Consider the following 19,018-nt stretch of genomic DNA (forward strand, 5'->3'; position numbering starts at 1 on the left):
CATACCATGGGGACTCAAGTCCCAAGGCCATCTGAAAAAGGGTAAGGTCGTTCATGAGCGTACTGGTTACTGGCTTAGTTGGTTACACCACAATATACGCTTCTGATATCATCACCCACTTGAAACAGCGAGGAGCCATCATACGTGGTTCCGCCTTCCCATCCTTCCACCGTCGTGTCGTTCCAAGCCAAACCGTAGGATGCTCGGCCTTCAACGCCGAAATCCCCTTTCATTAACCGCCCGCGCACCTTTGCCGAGAGAATCTGGTGATCCATCTTGAACCTTCCGAAATTGCCCTGCCTTGCAGGATCGGGAACCCCGGCAACAGTATGGTCGTAGAACTCCTTGGTTGTATGTGAAAACAGGTATCCTGCTCCGAAGTCAATGTACCGGGACGGTTCTCCTATCCTGTAATAGCCGCTGATCTCGCCGCTGATGATATCGCCGTCAATTTCCACCCAGTCCGTTTCAGCGTAATCCAGATACATTCTCTGCTCCTGGATGCTTCCCAGGCTCAGGGTGCCCACCAGAAAAAAGTTGCCGAACCCTTTCTCCAGCGACAGCTTGTAGAAATTGGTGCTGAGTTCGCCGTGGGGGCCGATGGCGATCCGCGGAACAGCGTCTTCAGTGTATTCCGAGTTGTTCGCCACCCAAGCCTCTACGGTAACCTTGAGATCGGCGGATGATTCTGCGGCCCGGCAAACACTTGCCGGAGTGATACACAAGGCCGACAGCGCCAGTAAAAACCACTTTTTCCCGGCTTTTTCAGGACGATTTGATTGCTTGTTCAAATTGCGCCTCCTTTTCTGTTAACGTTTATTCAACAGGTTTATTTGATCCGAAAAAAAACGCGAACGGTTACCGGAGCGCTATCGTGTTGCAATCGTGCGTGCACATCACCGATGTACCAAAATCATTATGTCCGGGTTGACGGGGTCAGGGAGAATACCTCAATATTCATGAAGACCTGGAGAGCGAAAAAAACCGGGTTATTACCCAGTGCACGCATCATCGGGAAAACATTTTCTATTTGAAATATATAAATAAACGCTTTCTGATCATCAATATCTCCAGGCCTGAACAGGCAAAAAAAACGCCAACCGGAAACGGGGTATCGAGTTCAAATACGAGGCCTACAGAAGAACCTTCAGCTTGCGACCGCCGGTTACGGCAAACCCTTCCCGTTCATAGAACACGAGGGTACTCTGGAACTGCGGAAGCGGAGGCGTGGTCACTTCGAGCCGCTTCCAACCGTTTGAAAAGCCGAACGCTTTCGCCTCCGAAACCAAACTGCGCCCCAAACCGCAATTGCGGAATTCAGGACGTACATAAAGCTCCGGAATCGTCCCGAACACCCCCTCTGCATAGAGTGCGCAGCTTTCGCACAGGGCGATGAAGCCGGCTGGCTTCCCCTCCCCACTGTGTGCGACGAACACGAAATAACGCTCGCTCTCAATGAAATCCCCGAGCCTCGATACGGTATCGGCTACATCGAAATTGAAGGCCTGCTCGCCTATGACCAGCATGATCTCCTCAAGCAACTCGCCGACCATTGCCGCAACCGCCGGCACATCGTCCGCACTCGCCCTGTGAATAGCGTATGTTGCGCTCATAAAAAATCACCGTAATGAGAACTCCCGATCGAGCAATGCCGGAAGCTCGTCCGGACTTGGCGTCAACTCCCGGGTGCCGTTTTCCGACACCTCCCTGAACCGGTCTCCATGGAGTACCTTTTTCCCCGAGGGGGTCTGCAGCACCGCCATGAGCGAGCGCACGAAAATAGAATCCGGATGAGTGGAATTCAGATAGTTGGCCGGTTCGAAATCGACCCACTCCTGCGGCGACAGGTTGAACTCGTACAGGTTCATCCATCTACCGTCGGAAAGTGACTGCAGGAGATACTCCCCATCCTCGCCCTTCGAGAGTCTGAAGATATCGGAATCCTGCCTGATCTCCCGGTCAAGACCGTTCAGGTCGAGCGGCTCGCGTATACCGTAACTGCAGAATCCCAGATCGCAGAGCCACTGCCCGCCATCTACCGCCGCCACGACCGCCATATGCGTTTTTGGACGGCGGACAGGGTAGGTCATCGGTCGGGCGGCCACGAACCGGTACGGAATACCCAGCGCATCGAGTGCCATGGCAAACAGGCCATTCACCTCGTAGCAGTACCCGCCCCGACCATGCTCGACGATTTTCGAATAAATCTCTTCAGGTATGAGCGAGACGACTTTACCCTCCTGCACGTCGAGGTTTTCGAACGGCACCGTAAAAAGCTGGCAGCGCATCATGCCTTTCAAGGTGGGAAAGTCCTCAACGGGCTCCCCCCTGAAGCTTATTCGGGAAAAATATGCCTGTAGATCGAAATTATCAGCTTTCATCTTTTCCTCCGCAATCACTATTGCCATTACTCCTTACTTCCGGATCCAGACCTTTCATTTGATGAAATACCCAGCGGCCCGCCACACACCATCTTTTTCGAGCATGAACGTTACGGTCTCGGTAGCGGACTGTTTGTGTTCGAATGCCGTTTGCATGGTCATGACGACATACCGGCCATCCGGCGCGCCGGGAAGGCTGCCCGACTGCCGAGTCCCGGCCAACTCGCGCCGGAGCGCTCTGCCCAAAGGCTTGCGCATCCCGTCCAGAGAGGCTACCCAGCCCGGTTCGGATACGGCTCCCCGAAACAAGATCGACGCTTCATTCCGGCTTTCGGCATACCTCCCGCTGTCTATCAGGAAAAACCAGTCCATGGCGGCGGAAGCCGCAAGCTTTTCCGCTCCGGTCGCCCCCCGTGCAGTCGTAAACCCGGCAGAAACCAGCACCATGGTCATCAGTTGGACGATAATGGTTTTCATGAGTTCACCCTCCTTTTTCGCGAAAATGATCAAGTCCAGGCAGACCGCCCGGGAAATGGCTTACACACCCGTATCCAGACGACAACCATGTCTTCGGAGCAGGAACCGAAAACAGAGAATTTTACGAAATATCATATTTTATCTGAAAGAGGCTCTTTCCGCTTTGCACCCATGGAGATACCCGCATTCTGAAGGTTGGCTGTTGAAGCAATGTAAGAAACGCTGCGATGAAAATCGGAATTCTCGGGGCGACAGGACTTGCCGGAAAGTCGATTACCCGACAGGTGGTTGCGGGAAAAACAGGAAAAGCCATGCTTCTCGGCAGAAACAGGGCCAGGCTCGAATTGCTTCGTGAAGAGCTGCTGCCAGAGGCCGCATCGCTCCCCGACATTGCCGTCATCGACCTGAAAAAACAGGAAAGCCTCAAACGGGCCTTTGAAAAAATCGACATTCTGGTGATCGCGGTCAGTTCCGCCGAACACCTTCCTGCAGTGGTCCGCGCGGCACTGGACACGAAAACCGACTGTCTGGACATTCTGCTGTGCAGCAAGGCCAAACGGGACTTCCTTGCCTCCATGCGCACGATGTTCGAGAAACTGGGCCTCTGCTACATCACCGATGGCGGCTATCATCCCGGCGTTCCCGCAGCGATGGCCCGCTGGGCGGAAACCCTTTGCCCCGGTCTGCGCTCCGTGGACATTTTCGGTTCTTTCGGTCTGAAGTGGCAGAAAAATAGCGTCACGCATGAAACCTTGCTTGATTTCATGCGTGAACTGAAAGCCATGGACATGTCGGTACTGCAGGACAGGGAATGGCTATCGAGCTGGAAACATGTAAAGCGGTTCGATTTCCGGGACGGCAGGGGGAAACAGGATTGTGCCGCAATGGGCATGGACGAGATACAGCTCCTCACCGGCGTCATCCCGACCCTGAAAAATGCCGGATTTTATATTGCCGGGTTCGGCCGTCCGATCGACTGGGCCTTCATGCCACTCTCTCTTGCTGCCCTGCACCTCTTTCCCAAAACAGAGCGGCATGTCGCGAGGTTCTTCCGGTGGGGACTGGAGAGGTTCGGGCCGGATACCGAATGGGCAATACTGCATTGCACGGCACAGGGCGACACCGGCTCCATAGAGATTGCTGCATCGTATCCGGACCCTTATGCCTTTACCGCCCTGCCCGTGATTGCCTGTCTAAAGCAATATGCCGACACGCCCCGCAGGCCGGGACTCTGGCATCAGGCACTGTATGTAGAGCCTGAGCGGTTCTGGCTCGATCTGCAGGTGATGGGAGTTAAGATAACCTGCAGCACAAACCCGAAAGCATAGAATGGCATGGATAGGGACTGTCGCTCCCCACCCCCTTCTTACCCGATCGACATCCCGGAGAATCCCCTGAAAAATGAACCCCGGGGCCGGGTTTGCTGTTATAGGTCGTAGCGAATGAACGTTACTCCGCAAATCACCAACACGATTATGAACTGGAAACAGCTTCTCGAACAACAGCTCGACGACACCTTCAGGGTGGCTGAAAGGCTGGTCAGGCTTCTCGACGAAAAGGATCTTCCGTGGAAACCCTCCGAAGGCGACAACTGGATGACGACGGGGCAACTTCTGCTGCATATGGGAAAATCGTGCGGCATTCCGATGAAAGGGTTCGCTACGGGAGATTGGGATATGCCAGCCCATAGCGACATGAATGATAAGAAAACGGAAAAGAAAATGCCGCCTCCAGCCGGACAACTTCATGCTGTCGGTTCCATCGACGAAGCCCTGAAGCTTCTCTCTCTGGACAAGGCTCTCGCACTCGATGCACTCAGCAACTGCAGCGAGGAAGATCTCGAATCAAAACCGGCTCCGGCGCCCTGGGATGCAACCCCCGTCAACCTCGGTCTGCGCATGCTGCAGATGATCGACCATCTGAACCAGCACAAGGCACAGCTTTTCTACTACCTGAAAATGCAGGGCAAGCCGGTCAACACCTACCATCTCTACGGCAAGTAACACGGCTTGCCGTCCGATCCGCCTGTTAGAGGGAAGATATGGGGCCACACTTGCGTATCTTCCCTGAATTGCCGTTTTGTATAGCGAACAACAACAGGTGATTTGTGCATTCTGCCACAAACCGCCTTTTTTTCTCATGAACAGAAAACTCCCCTTCGGCATCGTCTTCCGTATTGCGAGCATTCACCTGTTTGTCGCCATGCTGCTCTTTCTCGGCAGCTGTGACGTCACGAAAGCGCCCGAAAAAGGAAAAGTTGTCGGCGTTTCGGACGGCGACACCATAACCCTCCTCGTCGACGGCCGGAAAGAAAAAGTAAGACTCTTCGGCATCGACTGCCCGGAGCTGCACCAGGCTTTTGGCCGGAAGGCAAAAAAGTTCACGAGCCGTATGGTGTTCCATAAAACCGTTTCGCTCACGAGAAAGGAAACCGACCAGTACGGCCGCACTCTCGGTGTTATCGAAGTGGATGGGCAATATCTCGATCAGGCGCTCGTCCGCTCAGGGTATGCCTGGCACTTCAGAAAATTCTCGTCGAGCAGGCTGCTCGATTCGCTGGAAAACGAAGCCCGGCTGAACAAAAGAGGCCTCTGGGTCGATCCGGACGCCATTGCACCATGGGAATTCAGAAGCAGGGGAAGACAGAAATCCATGCCTGCCATCGGGACAATGTAAGGCACTTTTTCAGCATTTGACTGATACCCCCCTGTTTGCTTTGGGTCACCTTTTCCGGCTTCGGTAAGCTGGCGATCAGTTGAAAGCGTATCTGATATTCAGGCTTGCGCTTATGCCTGGCTCATAAACCCGGTAACCGCTTGCAAAGGGATCGCGAAGATAGGAAAGATGCCTGTAGTAGCCGGCATCCCCGATATTCTCGACATCGAGAGAGCAGGACAGCCCTTTATAGCAGCCCATGATACCGGCATCGAAGGTATTCCACGATCCGGTAGGGGTCTCCATCAGTTCCGGGTCCACCCTGTTCTGCGAATGTTCGTATTTATGGCGGACATACAGCTTCAAACCCGAAAATTCAGGAGTCGTCAGGGTCGTCGTGATTCTCAGGGGAAGAATTTCGATGAGCGGACGATTGTCGGTTTCATTGTTTCCGTAGGTATACGATGCGTTGACATCGAGCCACCTGTACTTCAGTTCGAGCGTTGCACCGGCCAGCAACGCATCGATATTGGAATAGGTAAGGTATCGCTGCGCACCGACCGTTGCGTTGTCGATGGTGACGTAATTGAAAATGTAGGATCCGAACAGTTCGAGCTTTGCCCAGTCGGAGGAAAGCGAGGTCCTGAGTGTTGCCCGGAGCGGCTGGTCGAGTTCGGGATTGCCGCTGGTCCAGACGGTATTCGGCATTTTTCTCACGTTGATGAAAAGCGCTTCTGCTTCGGGAGCTTCGGAAGCAACATCAAGCATGGCGCCGAGCGAGAGGCTTTTCGAAAGCGATGCGGAATGCGAAAGGCTCAGGCCGAACGTCGGAAAAAGGCGATCGTCATCGGCTCCGGGATGAACCGTCCGGAGATACGGAAGGACATCCCCGTTTCCGATATGATACCAGGACAGCCCCGCCTTTCCTGCAACCGAAATGCCATTGAAATCGGTTTTTTTCCGCACCGAGAACGCATAGAGATTGACGTCGGGAATCATGTTGTTCTGTATCGAGGCCATTCTGTTGCGGATCGAGTTGTCGGCGTTCCATCGCCTGTAGAAAGCCTCGAATAAATCAGACTTCAGGCCCACTGTGAGATTTGTGGCATCGGTACGCATCTGCATGGTGCTGTATCCGGTCCTGAGCCCGTTGTCCATCGTATGGTCGGTGTAATTCACATAGAGCTTGTAATCATCATAGGACAGCGATGCATTGTAGACCAGGCTGTTGCGCTCGTCCATCAGGAGATAGGGGAACGAGATGTCTTCGGAGTACATGAAAGATGCTGTGTATTTCCAAGGGCCGGATTTTCCCATAAAGGATGCTTCTCCGAAGCGGTACGGGGTGTTCTCCGTGTAGTTGTAGAGATCCCTGAAGGATTTTCCGTCACCGTTTTCATACGGCTCCCCCTCGACGTACCGCAACGATATCCTGTGGCTGTTTTTTTCGATCTGGAAAGCCGCATCCGTACCATCGAAACTCCCCATGTACTGCGTCAGGCTGCCCCTGTAGCGCAAGGAATCCTGCGGTTCGGAACGTCGCACCAGAACCACGCCGCCGAGACCGGCCTGCAGGTTCGAAGCCGATTTATCGAGTTCGACCAACTCGATGTCGAGCGGCGAAATTCTTGATATCGGCGCATCCATCCTGTTCGGACAGGCGCACTGGTAGCGCTCGTCATCGACGACAACCGGAATATCCGATTTTTTCATGCCGTCGGCGTAGACGTCCTGCGCAAGAAAAACCCCTTTCCGGATCACCGAGAAACCGTTCTTTTCAAGCACATCGCCAAGGGTTCCTTTTTCGGCGGAAAATTCAGCACGGCTGATGCTCTGCTTTTTTGCATGCACGGTTATGCCGTCGTGATAGTATACCCTGACGCTGTCACGCTCGGCGGCAACTGCCGACATGGAAAGCGCAAAAAGAAAAACAGGAATGAGCAAAAAAGAAAATCGGGAAGAAGCCATGATGGTATCGGGGAGTTGTTCCGGATGTCGAAAAAAAGGACAAAATAAATCATAATTCTCAAACCTCATACCGGGTACAGAAAAATTCCGTCACCGCACCCGAAAACACAATGCCTTCAGTTTCAATCCGGATACTCCGAAAAATCCTGCCACCAGCGCGAAGACGATTATCTGTAGAGGTGCTTGCTATCCGTTCTCTCAGCAGTTGAAATGACGCAAAGCAAGAATTCAGGTTTTTCCGGAAATTTCAAATCCCATAGGGATGCAATAGCGGTAGAAAAGCATCATCCTACCGTGTTTAAAGCTCCAGAGGAACGGCATACCGGTAACACCGGGTGCAACCCGGCACACCCATGCTTTTCATGCCCAACCATTCGACAACAGCATACGACACCCATCCTACAGCTGCTGCAGCTATAGCATTGCCTGATTTCCCATAAGAACTTAAAATAAATATCGTCCCCTAATTTCACTCCCCCCGCTTTCAGTCCTGTCTTTTTGGTACCATCCGACTTTAGTAAGTCGATCGTGTCATTCATTAAGTTTGCGAACGGCATTGTCTATTTTTTCAATGGTTAAGGGAATAATGCCTTTGGAGAAACCTAACAATAATTAGATTGATCCGTCTAAACCGCGGATATGTGAATTACAACCCATATAATGCACTAATTCCGAAGAGTGCAAAAGCCTCTTAATTATCTCAATATTAAACACTTATCAGAATTGCTTGTTTTTATATCCGCGTCTTATACGAATCGGTATAACGACAACGCTTACAACATGACTCGTCGTATATCGTCAAAAAACTCATCACACACTCACTCAACCCCATACACTTCATCAATCTTCCCCGATCCGTCGAAATGGTAGCGGACTCGGCTGCTTTTCGATATGGTCCTCTCCCTGCGCCGGTCGTAATATTCGTACTCGGTATACAGATCGAAGGTGCGGTCGGTGATTTTGCGGATATCCGTGATGATGTTGCGCGACTGGCTGGTTTTGCCCCATACGTACCGGTACCGGTTCAGCAGGTCGTTATGGGTGGGGTTCGAAAGGTCCCAGTAGCGGATGAGATTATCCGAAAAGTAGCTGTACATCCGCTCGAAATTCCTGCTGTCCTCGGCGGCCACGAATCCGCGGATGGCACTCCGGTACACCTCGTCCCGGTTGGCCTGCAGGGCCGGAGAAACCGGGGCCGTGGCTGGCGCAGGTGAAGGGGCAGGAGCCGGGGCCGCTGCAGGTGGACTGTCCGATGCAACCCGCTCGGCATAAGCTCCCGCGTCCGCACCTGAAGCCGTGGTGCCGAGCAGCTCCACGAGCCGATCTTTCGGTATGCCGAAGCTGAAACTCTGCGTATCGGAGATCTTGGCGAAGTTCACCGCCACGAGCCTCCCCCACTTGTCGATGATGGGGCTGCCGCTCGATCCCGGCAGGGTGGGTATGGAGTACAGCATGCGGTTGTCGTCGGGCTCCTGGGTGATCTTGCCCGCCGTGAACTGCGACTTTATGCCCTCCTTCGTTACCGCAAGCTCGAGTCCGTAATTGTAGCCGATCATGAAAACGTCGTCGTTGATGGCAGGCGGCGTTTCCTGCTTTCCGCCCTCGTCCTCCATCGGAATGAACGACGTTATATGCCCGGGAGTGCGCTTGTCCTTGAGCTGGATAAGGGCCAGATCCACAACCTCGTCGCCCGACTGCTTTACCACCACGCAGCTTTTGAAGTCCTGAAGCGAAGTGACGTAGGTGTTGTCGTATGCGACGCCGATATCCACCACGTGCACCTGTATCGTCGTATTGTCGGGGTTGTAGGAGATTCTGCCGAGCAAACCTTTCATCTCGGTGATCTGCGATTCGAGATTCGCATAGGCCTGCTTCAGTTCGCTGATCGAGTTCTCATCGAGACTGTCGAAGTTGGTATCGAAGTAGTTTCGCAATTTGTTCTGTTCGGCGGTCTTCTCCTCGATCTTTTCGCCCAGCATCCGCTTGATCTCGACGATTATCCGTGCTATGTAGCCGGCGGCTTCCTTCCCCTGGTTCAGCGGGTTCACCACATGGCGGTTCGTGGCGATCCTGCCGTCCCGACCCACAAAGAACCCGGAGCCGAATGCGATGCTCGCATGCTCGACGGCTTCGCCCTCGGTATCGTAAATCTCGGGCGGCGCTCCCTTTTCGTTCAGCGTAAAGAAAAGGCGCATGCCGTTGTCGAAGGTAAGGGAGTAGTAGTACTGGTTCTTGACCAGCACCACGCTGCTGCGGTATTTCTCGTACAGCGCCTGAGGATCTTCCGGTTTTTTCGAGCAGGAGGAGAGTACCAGCGAAACCAGAAGCATGAAAACGATCTGCCACATGGGTACTGCGTTGTAGTTGATACCACGAAAATAAAGCATGAACAGCCTGTTGCATCGGGCGGAAAACGTCGATCATCGGGGCACATCAGTCACTCGGGAGCAGTCGTATCGTAGCGTACACATGTCGTAATGCCTTCGCTGCGCCGTTGTGCGGCTGGAACAGCATTACGGTAAAGGTACGGAAATTTCCGGCACAAAGTAAAGCAGGGCAAGCGCCTGGGCACGATACCCGACGCTTTCTGCTTCTCGCATGCCCATGCCAAAATTTTGCAATTTTCAAGTTCAACTTGAAAATTGCATAACCTTGATTCCCCGACATCCTGCTTCCACCCTGCAGGTTCTCGGCTCTGTCCCTGCCCTCCTCTGTTTAAAGCTCCAGAGGAGCGGCATACCGGTAGAGTAACACCTCATCCCCTTCCCTTCCCGATCACCGTCGCAACGACCTGCCTGCCGAATGCGGCGACGAGGTCGGGGGCGAAACGGTATGCCAGCGCCGTCAGGCGCGCACGGGCGGGGATGATGATCAGCTCCCGGTTGCGTTCCACTCCCCGCAGGGCTTCGCGGGCAACCTGCTGCGGGGTGCAGAGCCGACCGGCAGCAAGGGTCAGGTAGTTCCGCACATCTGGCCGCCACCTCTCCGATTCGGCTCCCGAAAGCGGACCTTCGTCAAGCAGCGGTGTATCGACGCCCGCAGGACAGATGGCGCTGATGCGCACACCATGCCGTTCGGCTTCGTAACGGAGGCTCGAACTGAACCCCACCACGGCGTGCTTGGTCATGGAGTACATGGAAAGCAGCGGAGCGGGAGCAAGCCCCGCAAGCGAAGCCATATTGACGATATGGCCGCGCCCCCGGCCGACCATCAGGGGATAGGCTGCCAGCGTTCCGTTCACCATTCCCCGGATGTTGACATCGATGATCCTGTCGCACTGCGCCTCGTCGGAGTCGAGAACCTCGCCCGAAAACAGCATGCCTGCGTTGTTGAAGAGAAAATCGACGGCGCCCGCATCGCGCGCGACACCTTCGACAAGCTTGCGGAACGCAACGGCGTCGCACACGTCAAGCGTCACGGGATGCACGCCGGAACCGAGCGATGCCGCAGCTTTCTGCGCCCTTACGCCGTCGATGTCTGCCATCCATACCCTCGAACCGCGTTCAATGAGTCCGGCAGCAAGTGCAAGCCCGATGCCGGAAGCCGCACCCGTCACGATGGCGCTTTTGCCTTTCCAGAAAGTATCCATGTTGCTTTGCGGAGAATTATCGTTCCCTCTTTTCATGAGGTTAAATATACCGCTTCCGGCAGCTTGCCGGAAAACCCCTCCGAAATCATGCAATGGCAGAGCGACAAACCGTGCCGTTTGAAAAAAGCGCTCCACGTATGCATATTAAGGCAGAAAAACTATCAGCTACGCCGAAACACCGAACAACCGCATGCCCAACCATAAAACCCGCCTTGCCGTGTTCTGCTCCGGAACCGGCAGCAACTTCAAATCCCTGCACGAGGCCATAGCCAAAAGGCCGCTCGATGCCGAAATCGTGCTCTGTATCTCCAACCGCTCGCAGTGCGGCGCGATGGAGTTCGCGCGCGAGAACGGGATTGCAGCCCGCCACATCTCGGAAAAGCAGTTCGCGACGTACGCAGAGTTCGTCGAGGCCATGCTCGCCGCGCTCGGCGAGTACGGCGTGGAGGCCATCGCGCTTGCAGGGTACATGCGCAAGGTGCCACAGGCCGTGGTGGCGGCATATCCCGAGCGGATGCTCAACATCCACCCCGCCCTGCTTCCGAAATTCGGCGGCGAGGGCATGTACGGCATCCACGTCCACACCGCCGTGCTCGCCTCGGGTGAGGCCGAAAGCGGGGCCACGGTGCACATCGTCAGCGAGGAGTACGACAAGGGGCGCATCGTGCTGCAGGAACGTGTACCGGTGCTTCCGGGCGACACGCCCGAGACCCTTGCCGGGCGTGTGCTCGAATGCGAACACCGCCTCTACCCCGCCGCGCTCGAAAAGCTGCTCGGCGAAATGAAAACCGCAGAAATTCGATGAAGCTTTCCGTCTCGGAAATCTTTCACTCCATCCAGGGGGAATCCTCATTTGCCGGCTGGCCCTGCGCCTTCGTACGGCTTGCCGGGTGCGGCCACGGCTGCCTGCATTGCGACACCGCCTACGCCGAAGCGCCCGGCACGGAAATGACGATAGAGGGGATCATCGGGAGGGTTGACGCAATCGGCGCTCCGCTCGTGGAGATCACCGGCGGAGAACCGCTCCTGCAGGAGGATGTTTACACGCTCATGGAAAAGCTCTGCAACCGCCGCAGGGAGATTGTGCTGCTTGAAACCGGAGGGTTCCTTTCCGTGGCAGGGGTCGATCCGCGCGTGCATAAAATTATCGATATCAAGCCGCCGTCGTCCGGAGTATCCGAAAAAAACCATCAGGAAAACATCGACCTTGCCTTGCAAAGCGGCAAGGATGAGTCAGGCTCGTTCGAATTCAAGATTGTGGTTGCCGACCGCCCCGACTACCTCTGGGCGCGGGAGCTGCTTACCCGGACCGGCCTCGCCGACGCCTGCACGGTGATGATGGGCACGGTGTTCGGCCGACTCGAACCCCGCAGCCTTGCGGAGTGGATTCTCGAAGACCGGCTCCGGGTGCGCATGCAGCTGCAGATGCACAAGTATATATGGCCGCCGGATATGAGGGGAAAATGAGGGGGGCCCTATGAATCGGTACCCCCTCATTTTCCCGGGGTTGCACCCCGGGCTACCGATATGCCGCTCCTACGGAGCTGAAAAATGAAACGGATTTTTTGCTCTACCGAGATGTCGCCCCTACAGGGCTGGAGGAAAACCCGGTTTCGGGGGGGAGGGCGCAAGTCTACCGATATACCGCCCCTACGGGGCAGAAGAATGGAACGGGATTCTTTGTTCTACCGAGATGTCGCCCCTGCGGGGCTGGGAAAAAGGAGTGGATTCCTTGTTCTACCGATATGAGGCCGCTGTGAGGCCGGGAAAGAAGAAGGGAATGTAAATCCCGGCGGATTTCATACTTTGTTGTGTTATCGTAGCGAAAAGTATTGCCATACATCATTTCACACCCTGAATTTGAAGTCACTCTCTGTCATCGTTCCGTTCTTCAATGAAAAGGAGTCCCTTCCGGAACTGCTCTACCAGCTCTCCTCCGCGCTTCAGGATGAAGAGCTTCACCGACTGTTCGACGGAGCGTTCAGCCATGAGATCATTCTCGTCGACGACGGCTCCACCGACGGATCGGCGGAGCTGGTGCGCTCCATGATTGCCGACAGGCCGGAGGTTGCCCTGATCTCCTTCCAGCGGAACTTCGGCAAGACCGCGGCACTTTCGGCAGGGTTCCGTGCAGCGGAAGGCGGCGTGGTGGTGACGCTCGACGCCGACCTGCAGGACGATCCGGCCTCTATACGCCCTCTCGTGGCGAAACTCTTTGAAGGATACGATCTGGTGAGCGGATGGAAAAAACAGCGCAGGGATCCGCTCGGAAAAACCGTGCCCTCCCTCTTTTTCAACATGGTTACGCGGCTCTTCACCGGCATCCGCATCCACGATTTCAACTGCGGCCTCAAGGTCTACCGACGGGAGGTCACCGACCGCATCGAGCTGCACGGCGAAATGCACCGCTACATTCCCGTGCTGGCCGGATGGAACGGCTTCAGAATTGCCGAACTGCCGATCAACCACCGCCCAAGAATTCACGGCTCCACGAAGTTCGGCACCGGGCGGTTCTTTGCCGGCCTGTTCGATTTTCTGGCCGTACTCTTCATCACCCGATACTTCCGCCGTCCCATGCACTTTTTCGGCATGGCGGGTCTGGCGAGCTTTCTCTCGGGATTCTCCATCAGTCTTTACGTCACGCTCGACAAGGTGCTGAACCATAAACCGGCAAGCAACCGCCCGATCCTTTTTCTCGGAATCCTGCTCATCATTCTCGGCGCCCAGCTCTTCTCTACCGGCCTGCTCGGCGAGATGCTTTCGACCTCCGCTCCCGAAGGCAACGGCTTTACCATACGTGAAACCATGAACCTGACAGAGGAGCAGGAAAAGAAAATCGGTAGCCAGTAGCCGGTAGCCGGTAGCCGGTAGCCGGTAGCCGGTAGCCGGTAGCCGGTAGCCGGAAGAAATGCTTTCTTCACGATTATCTACCACCCACATTATTCAGCACGTAACAAATTTTTCCATGAAACGAGTCGGAGCCCACGTCAGCATTGCGGGCGGCATCGAGAATGCGCCTTTGCAGGCCACAAGAATAGGGGCGAAGGCGTTCGCTCTCTTCACGAAAAACCAGCGGCAGTGGCGGGTTCCGGAACTGCCGGCCGCCTCCCTTGAGGCGTTCCGGAAAAACTGCAGCGACGGTGGATTCCGTCCGGAACACATCCTGCCGCACGACAGCTATCTCATCAATCTCGGCAGCCCGGAACCCGAAAAGCTCGACCGGTCGCGCAACGCATTTTTCGACGAGATGCAGCGGGCCGAACGGATGGGACTCCGGATGCTGAACTTCCACCCCGGAAGCCATCTCAACCAGATAGCGCCCGAAAGCTGCCTCCGCCTTATCGCCGAATCGATAAACATGGCTCTCGAACGCTCCTCCGGCGTTACAGCCGTGATCGAGAACACCGCCGGCCAGGGATCGAACCTCGGCAGCCGCTTCGAGGATCTCGCCATGCTGATAGACCTCGTGGATGACAAGTCGAGGGTGGGCGTCTGCCTCGACACCTGCCACCTCTTTGCCGGAGGGTACGATATCAGGAATACAGAAGCGCTCGAATGCACCCTCGGAGAGTTCGACCGCATCGTGGGTTTGCGGTACCTGAAAGCCATGCACCTGAACGATGCGAAACAGCCGCTCGGCAGCCGGGTCGACCGGCATGCATGCATCGGAAAAGGCGAGATAGGCATGGGGGGGTTTGCCTGCATCATGCGGAATCCCCTCTTTGACGAGATGCCGCTTATTCTGGAGACGCCCGATTCGGACGGATGGGAGGAGGAGATCAGGATGCTCTACCGGATTGCCGGATAGCGCTCCTCTGTGCTGTCATCGTTTTGAAGCCGCGCGCAGATATTTGCCGACCGAAAGCGTGCTGCCGAATACGCCGAGCCCAAGACCGAGCAGAACGAGTGAGGGGTAGATCAGAAGTGCCGACGGATGCAGAATCTGGTACATCGCCGGCTCATAGGTGTAAAGAAGCTGTTCGAAAACCAGATAGACCGCTCCGGCGGCAAGAAGGCCCGACAGAATCCCCTGCAGGGCGCCTTCAATGACATAGGGAGCGCCGATAAACCATGCAGTGGCGCCGACGAGGCGCATGGTTCTGATCTTCTCCTGACGCGAGTAAAGAGCAAGCCTGATGGTATAGCCGATCAGCACAACGGTGGCCACGGCTATGAGGAGGCCCAGGCCACCGGTAAGCAGGGTGAAAAGTTTGCCGTTCTGTTCTATCTGGCCAAGATACTTCTGGTTATAGCGCACCTCGAGGTCAGGGGCGAATGCGGTGATGAGAGGTACCACTTTGGCGATGCTGTCCGGCTGGGCGTACTCCGGCTGAAACTTCAGACGGATGGAACGGGGAAGCGGGTTTGAACCGAGAATCCTGACCACATCCTCTCCGAAATCGCGGGAAAATATCGATGCCGCCTCTTCACGGGTAACATAGACTGCCTCCCTGACGCCGTCGAGTTCCCTGATTTTTCCGGTAACCCCTGCCGCCTGCGCCTCGGTAAGCGAGTCGCCGAGAAACACTTCCAGCTCCACCCTGCTGCGCAGCTCCTGTATGATATCGAAAAAGCTCAGCGAAACGGTGCTGAACAGACCGAGCAACACGAGCGCAAAAAAGCTGATCGTTACGGTAATGGCCGAAGGCATCTTTGCTCGTCCAAAACCCGAAAAACCCTCCCTGACGATAAAGGATAAAGACATAACACGTTATTTAGGGGAACAATCCGTTCGGGTGTTCCGCGTTCCGATTGCCTTGCCGGTTTCCCCCCGCGATGAAGCGCTTCTTTACCGAAAGATCGCTCTTGTGGTAGCTGAAGATACCGTTTGCAACAATTGACAGGGGTTCCCGTTGCGGGATTATCAGCATAATCATGTAAAAGAATGTAGAAAACAAGTTGCAAAAACAATTTTTTTTTCTTTTAATTAGAACGTCGGAACGGGGCTATAGCTCAGTTGGTAGAGCATTTGCATGGCATGCAAAGGGTCAGGAGTTCGAGTCTCCTTAGCTCCACAGAAAAAGCGCAACTCTCAGCAAGTTGCGCTTTTTTCGTTTATGGATGTAAAATTCATATAACCAACCGCTTGTTATCGTCGTGAGCGGTTTCGCTCACTTCCTTCCTACCTTGGCTATCATAAAAACGACACCCACAAGAAGCGAGGCTGCAAGCCCTGCGGCAATGTTGTATACCGCCGCGGTAGCGACAACCATCGGGGTGAGTTCGACATATGAACCGGTAAATCGCGAACTCCACAGAAAGGTCGAAGCGGTCAGGCCGGTAAAGAAAAAACTGGTCGCCAGGCTGCCGGCAAAAGAGACGAAAAGCTTTTCACGTTTTCCGGCAACGACGGACTGCTGACGGTTTACCTGTTTGCTGCCGTCCGGATCGAGCATATTTTTAACCGTCATGGCAAGAAGGGCGAACACCAGAAGCACGGGAACATGAAAACCGTAAACCCTGAAGAGCTCTCCACCCGACAGCCCGAAAAACCCCTGGTCGAGCTGGCGGGAAGCTGCGGTGAGCATCCAGGACGAGGTGAAAAAGAAAACCGTTCCCCACAACAGGGTGACCGAAATCCAGATAGCCGGGCCCGGTTTTGCCGGAGCTTTTTTAAGCAGTGCTGCCATAATCCATTAACAATTGAATTGAAAAAGCATTGAAAGCCGGAAAAAGCTTTCCGGACGCAGCAGATATAAACCCCGCTCCCCTGCTGACAATTCCTCCGTTTCCGGTATTGTTCCCGCAAATACGCCGCGAAAGAGAACCCTGAAAAGCCCGACCCGGCGTTGCAACGATTATTTTCCATTTTCCGTTTGGATCATTAGGTTCATTTGCCGAATTTGGCAACGGGAAAGTTTACACAATCTTAACATTGGGGCGCTTATGTGTGGAGTTTTCGGCATTTTCAACTCAAAAACTCCCGCTGAAGATACCTTTTACGGTTTATACTCGCTGCAGCACAGAGGGCAGGAGGCTGCAGGTATCGTTGTTGCCGAATACAACAAGGCAAAGAAAAAAACCCTCTTCAAGCAGCACAAGGGGATGGGACTGGTTTCGGAGGTATTCAGGGACGAAGCCATCTTTGAAACACTCAGCGGCTATGCAGCAATAGGTCACAACCGCTACTCCACCACCGGTTCATCGAAGTCCTCCAACAATGTCCAGCCGTTTTCGCTGACCTACCGTTCCGGAAGCCTCGCTATCGCTCATAATGGCAATCTCACCAACTCGAGAGCGCTCCGGCGCGAACTGACAGAACTCGGCGTGATCTTCCAGGCGTCGTCGGATACGGAAATCATTCCTCACCTGGCGGCAAGAAGCCGTGAAAAAGAGCCGCTGCAGCAGATATACGAAGCCCTGCGTCAGGTGCAGGGTGCCTATTCCATGGTCATTCTGGCCAACAACCAGATGATCGCTGCACGAGACCCTTACGGATTCCGACCTCTCGCACTCGGCAAGAAAGTCGATCCGCTGACCGGCGAACTCTCCTACATCGTAGCCAGCGAAACCTGCGCGTTCGACATCATACAGGCGGAGTACATTCGCGATATCGAACCGGGAGAAATACTTATGATTGACCATCTGGCTGTAGCCAACGAAAATCCCACGTCGATCTACCTGCCGCCTTCGAAACGCAAGGCCCGCTGCATTTTCGAGTACGTATATTTCGCCCGTCCCGACAGCTTTATCTTCAAGCACTCCGTCGACAAGGTACGCAGAAACCTCGGCAAGAATCTCGCCCGCGAATCGGAAATCGAGCCGCTCCCGGACGAAAAGCTCATTACGGTGGTCAGTGTGCCCGACTCCTCGAATACAGCTGCTCTGGGCTTTGTCAGGGAGAGCAACAAGCTGAACAAGCCGGCACGGTTCGAGCACGGACTCATCAGGAACCACTATGTGGGCAGAACATTCATTCAGCCCGGCATCCACAGCAGGGATATCAAGGTGCGTTCGAAATACAACATCGTGCGAGGCGTGCTGGTGGACCGTCCGATCATCCTGATCGACGACTCCATCGTGCGGGGCACCACGGCAAAAATGCTGATCAAGCTGATACGGGAGGCCGATCCGAAAGCCATCCATCTGCACATCAGCTCGCCGCCCATCACCAATCCCTGTTTTTACGGCATGGACTTCCCGACCAAGCGCCAGCTGCTCACGCATATGTTCGAAACCACCGGCAACGAAAATGATGAGATCGAAAAGATCCGTGAGTATATCGGCGTCGATTCCCTGAAGTACCTCTCCATGCAGGGGCTGCTCAACAGCGTTCCGTCCTTCGAGAATGAAACCTGCAGCTATTGTACGGCATGTTTCAGTGGCGACTACCCTATCCAGGTCAACGATGCCACCACCGACAAGGAAGAAAACGACTGATCCGTGCGGGCAACCGATACCTCGCCCTTGCCGGGGATATATAAAAAAAGCGGGAGCATCTCCCTTCAAGAGAGATGCTCCCGCTGCAGTTTCTATGAAAAACAAACCGGTTGAGGGTTATTTCTTGCCCTGCTTGAACTCGATTCTCACGGAAGTATGCGGAACCGCCTCGAGACGTTTCTTGGGAATCGGCTTGCCCGATTTGATGCAGATGCCGTAAGTCCTGTTCCGGATTCTGTCGAGAGCCTGGTCGATATAGCCAATGTACTTTTCGTCACGGGCGATGAACATGAAGCGCTGTTCACGATCCATCGTCTCCGTTCCGTGATCGGCCATATGCATGGAGTAGTTCGAGTTTATGGAATCCTCGACATTTTCATCCGAAAGGGAAGAACGCAGAATTTCCAGATCGCGAAGCACCTCCTCCCTTCTTTTGAGAAGTAACTGCCTGAAATGCTCAAGCTCCTCATCGCTCAGATAGGTTTTCGTCAGGATCGGCTCATCTACCGCATCATTCTCCTTTCCTGCCATGCTGCTGCTTTTTTTCGCCATGATACCTCTGATTTAC

Annotated in this window: 18 protein-coding genes and 1 tRNA gene; 9 read left to right on the forward strand and 10 right to left on the reverse strand. The window is 54.7% G+C overall.

Features of this window, described 5'->3' with window-relative positions; all coding sequences use genetic code 11:
- Nucleotides 1–74: 74 nt before the first annotated feature.
- From K9G39_RS09695 to K9G39_RS09710, 4 genes are all read right to left on the reverse strand, one after another.
- Nucleotides 75–791, reverse strand: a complete 717-nt coding sequence (locus K9G39_RS09695) for a hypothetical protein (RefSeq protein ID WP_292004723.1) — start codon at nt 789–791, stop codon at nt 75–77.
- A 342-nt stretch (nt 792–1,133) separates the two neighbouring features.
- A complete protein-coding gene (locus tag K9G39_RS09700; RefSeq protein WP_292004724.1) occupies nt 1,134–1,613 on the reverse strand; it encodes a GNAT family N-acetyltransferase in 480 nt (159 codons plus the stop codon).
- A gap of 6 nt (nt 1,614–1,619) precedes the next feature.
- Entirely contained in the window at nt 1,620–2,381 is a 762-nt protein-coding gene (locus K9G39_RS09705; RefSeq protein WP_292004751.1) for an arylamine N-acetyltransferase, read from the reverse strand.
- Between the two features lie 54 nt (nt 2,382–2,435).
- The gene (locus K9G39_RS09710; RefSeq protein ID WP_292004725.1) at nt 2,436–2,858 is read right to left on the reverse strand and encodes a DUF4019 domain-containing protein; all 423 of its coding nucleotides are present in this window, start codon (nt 2,856–2,858) and stop codon (nt 2,436–2,438) included.
- Nucleotides 2,859–3,085: 227 nt separating this feature from the next.
- On the opposite strand from K9G39_RS09710, the gene K9G39_RS09715 reads away from it, so the two are divergent.
- The 3 genes from K9G39_RS09715 (at nt 3,086) to K9G39_RS09725 (ending at nt 5,534) form a co-directional block, all read left to right on the forward strand.
- On the forward strand, nt 3,086–4,186 hold the full coding sequence (locus tag K9G39_RS09715) for a hypothetical protein (RefSeq protein WP_292004726.1): 1,101 nt from the start codon (nt 3,086–3,088) through the stop codon (nt 4,184–4,186).
- 147 nt (nt 4,187–4,333) lie between these two features.
- A complete protein-coding gene (locus K9G39_RS09720; protein ID WP_292004727.1) occupies nt 4,334–4,861 on the forward strand; it encodes a DinB family protein in 528 nt (175 codons plus the stop codon).
- A gap of 136 nt (nt 4,862–4,997) precedes the next feature.
- Complete coding sequence (locus K9G39_RS09725; protein ID WP_292004728.1) at nt 4,998–5,534, forward strand: thermonuclease family protein; 537 nt, start codon at nt 4,998–5,000, stop codon at nt 5,532–5,534.
- Nucleotides 5,535–5,609: 75 nt separating this feature from the next.
- On the opposite strand, the gene K9G39_RS09730 is transcribed toward K9G39_RS09725, so the two are convergent.
- From K9G39_RS09730 to K9G39_RS09740, 3 genes are all read right to left on the reverse strand, one after another.
- The gene (locus K9G39_RS09730; protein WP_292004729.1) at nt 5,610–7,481 is read right to left on the reverse strand and encodes a hypothetical protein; all 1,872 of its coding nucleotides are present in this window, start codon (nt 7,479–7,481) and stop codon (nt 5,610–5,612) included.
- Nucleotides 7,482–8,299: 818 nt separating this feature from the next.
- Nucleotides 8,300–9,868, reverse strand: coding sequence for a serine protease (locus tag K9G39_RS09735; RefSeq protein ID WP_292004730.1), 1,569 nt, complete (start codon nt 9,866–9,868; stop codon nt 8,300–8,302).
- A gap of 368 nt (nt 9,869–10,236) precedes the next feature.
- Nucleotides 10,237–11,106, reverse strand: coding sequence for an SDR family NAD(P)-dependent oxidoreductase (locus tag K9G39_RS09740; RefSeq protein WP_292004731.1), 870 nt, complete (start codon nt 11,104–11,106; stop codon nt 10,237–10,239).
- Nucleotides 11,107–11,260: 154 nt separating this feature from the next.
- On the opposite strand from K9G39_RS09740, the gene purN reads away from it, so the two are divergent.
- From purN to nfo, 4 genes are all read left to right on the forward strand, one after another.
- A complete protein-coding gene (gene purN, locus K9G39_RS09745; RefSeq protein ID WP_292004732.1) occupies nt 11,261–11,875 on the forward strand; it encodes a phosphoribosylglycinamide formyltransferase in 615 nt (204 codons plus the stop codon).
- Entirely contained in the window at nt 11,872–12,537 is a 666-nt protein-coding gene (locus K9G39_RS09750) for a radical SAM protein (protein WP_292004733.1), read from the forward strand. The genes purN and K9G39_RS09750 overlap by 4 nt, the downstream gene beginning before the upstream one ends.
- A 393-nt stretch (nt 12,538–12,930) precedes the next feature.
- Nucleotides 12,931–13,920, forward strand: coding sequence for a glycosyltransferase family 2 protein (locus K9G39_RS09755; protein ID WP_292004734.1), 990 nt, complete (start codon nt 12,931–12,933; stop codon nt 13,918–13,920).
- 115 nt (nt 13,921–14,035) lie between these two features.
- On the forward strand, nt 14,036–14,878 hold the full coding sequence (gene nfo / locus K9G39_RS09760) for a deoxyribonuclease IV (protein ID WP_292004735.1): 843 nt from the start codon (nt 14,036–14,038) through the stop codon (nt 14,876–14,878).
- Nucleotides 14,879–14,893: 15 nt separating this feature from the next.
- On the opposite strand, the gene K9G39_RS09765 is transcribed toward nfo, so the two are convergent.
- Nucleotides 14,894–15,775, reverse strand: a complete 882-nt coding sequence (locus K9G39_RS09765; protein WP_292004736.1) for a permease-like cell division protein FtsX — start codon at nt 15,773–15,775, stop codon at nt 14,894–14,896.
- A 237-nt stretch (nt 15,776–16,012) separates the two neighbouring features.
- Here K9G39_RS09765 and K9G39_RS09770 point away from each other — a divergent pair.
- A tRNA-Ala gene (locus tag K9G39_RS09770) sits at nt 16,013–16,085 on the forward strand.
- 96 nt (nt 16,086–16,181) lie between these two features.
- Here K9G39_RS09770 and K9G39_RS09775 read toward each other — a convergent pair.
- Nucleotides 16,182–16,700 (reverse strand): hypothetical protein, encoded by a 519-nt coding sequence (locus tag K9G39_RS09775; RefSeq protein WP_292004737.1) that lies wholly within the window; start codon nt 16,698–16,700, stop codon nt 16,182–16,184.
- Between the two features lie 256 nt (nt 16,701–16,956).
- Here K9G39_RS09775 and purF point away from each other — a divergent pair, with 256 nt between their 5' ends.
- The gene (purF, locus tag K9G39_RS09780) at nt 16,957–18,450 is read left to right on the forward strand and encodes an amidophosphoribosyltransferase (protein WP_292004738.1); all 1,494 of its coding nucleotides are present in this window, start codon (nt 16,957–16,959) and stop codon (nt 18,448–18,450) included.
- A 117-nt stretch (nt 18,451–18,567) separates the two neighbouring features.
- On the opposite strand, the gene K9G39_RS09785 is transcribed toward purF, so the two are convergent.
- The gene (locus K9G39_RS09785) at nt 18,568–19,002 is read right to left on the reverse strand and encodes a TraR/DksA C4-type zinc finger protein (RefSeq protein ID WP_292004739.1); all 435 of its coding nucleotides are present in this window, start codon (nt 19,000–19,002) and stop codon (nt 18,568–18,570) included.
- Between the last annotated feature and the right edge of the window lie 16 nt (nt 19,003–19,018).

It is taken from the genome of Chlorobium sp. (genome assembly GCF_021740465.1).
Lineage (GTDB): Bacteria > Bacteroidota > Chlorobiia > Chlorobiales > Chlorobiaceae > Chlorobium.

What these genes read in the sequence shown, in the direction of transcription:
- K9G39_RS09700 (WP_292004724.1), bottom strand. Translation starts at nt 1,613, where the DNA reads ATGAGCGCAACATACGCTATTCACAGGGCGAGTGCGGACGATGTGCCG.
- K9G39_RS09705 (WP_292004751.1), bottom strand. Translation starts at nt 2,381, where the DNA reads ATGAAAGCTGATAATTTCGATCTACAGGCATATTTTTCCCGAATAAGC.
- K9G39_RS09710 (WP_292004725.1), bottom strand. Translation starts at nt 2,858, where the DNA reads ATGAAAACCATTATCGTCCAACTGATGACCATGGTGCTGGTTTCTGCC.
- K9G39_RS09715 (WP_292004726.1), top strand. Translation starts at nt 3,086, where the DNA reads ATGAAAATCGGAATTCTCGGGGCGACAGGACTTGCCGGAAAGTCGATT.
- K9G39_RS09720 (WP_292004727.1), top strand. Translation starts at nt 4,334, where the DNA reads ATGAACTGGAAACAGCTTCTCGAACAACAGCTCGACGACACCTTCAGG.
- K9G39_RS09725 (WP_292004728.1), top strand. Translation starts at nt 4,998, where the DNA reads ATGAACAGAAAACTCCCCTTCGGCATCGTCTTCCGTATTGCGAGCATT.
- K9G39_RS09730 (WP_292004729.1), bottom strand. Translation starts at nt 7,481, where the DNA reads ATGGCTTCTTCCCGATTTTCTTTTTTGCTCATTCCTGTTTTTCTTTTT.
- K9G39_RS09735 (WP_292004730.1), bottom strand. Translation starts at nt 9,868, where the DNA reads ATGCTTTATTTTCGTGGTATCAACTACAACGCAGTACCCATGTGGCAG.
- K9G39_RS09740 (WP_292004731.1), bottom strand. Translation starts at nt 11,106, where the DNA reads ATGAAAAGAGGGAACGATAATTCTCCGCAAAGCAACATGGATACTTTC.
- purN (WP_292004732.1), top strand. Translation starts at nt 11,261, where the DNA reads ATGCCCAACCATAAAACCCGCCTTGCCGTGTTCTGCTCCGGAACCGGC.
- K9G39_RS09750 (WP_292004733.1), top strand. Translation starts at nt 11,872, where the DNA reads ATGAAGCTTTCCGTCTCGGAAATCTTTCACTCCATCCAGGGGGAATCC.
- nfo (WP_292004735.1), top strand. Translation starts at nt 14,036, where the DNA reads ATGAAACGAGTCGGAGCCCACGTCAGCATTGCGGGCGGCATCGAGAAT.
- K9G39_RS09765 (WP_292004736.1), bottom strand. Translation starts at nt 15,775, where the DNA reads ATGTCTTTATCCTTTATCGTCAGGGAGGGTTTTTCGGGTTTTGGACGA.
- K9G39_RS09775 (WP_292004737.1), bottom strand. Translation starts at nt 16,700, where the DNA reads ATGGCAGCACTGCTTAAAAAAGCTCCGGCAAAACCGGGCCCGGCTATC.
- purF (WP_292004738.1), top strand. Translation starts at nt 16,957, where the DNA reads ATGTGTGGAGTTTTCGGCATTTTCAACTCAAAAACTCCCGCTGAAGAT.
- K9G39_RS09785 (WP_292004739.1), bottom strand. Translation starts at nt 19,002, where the DNA reads ATGGCGAAAAAAAGCAGCAGCATGGCAGGAAAGGAGAATGATGCGGTA.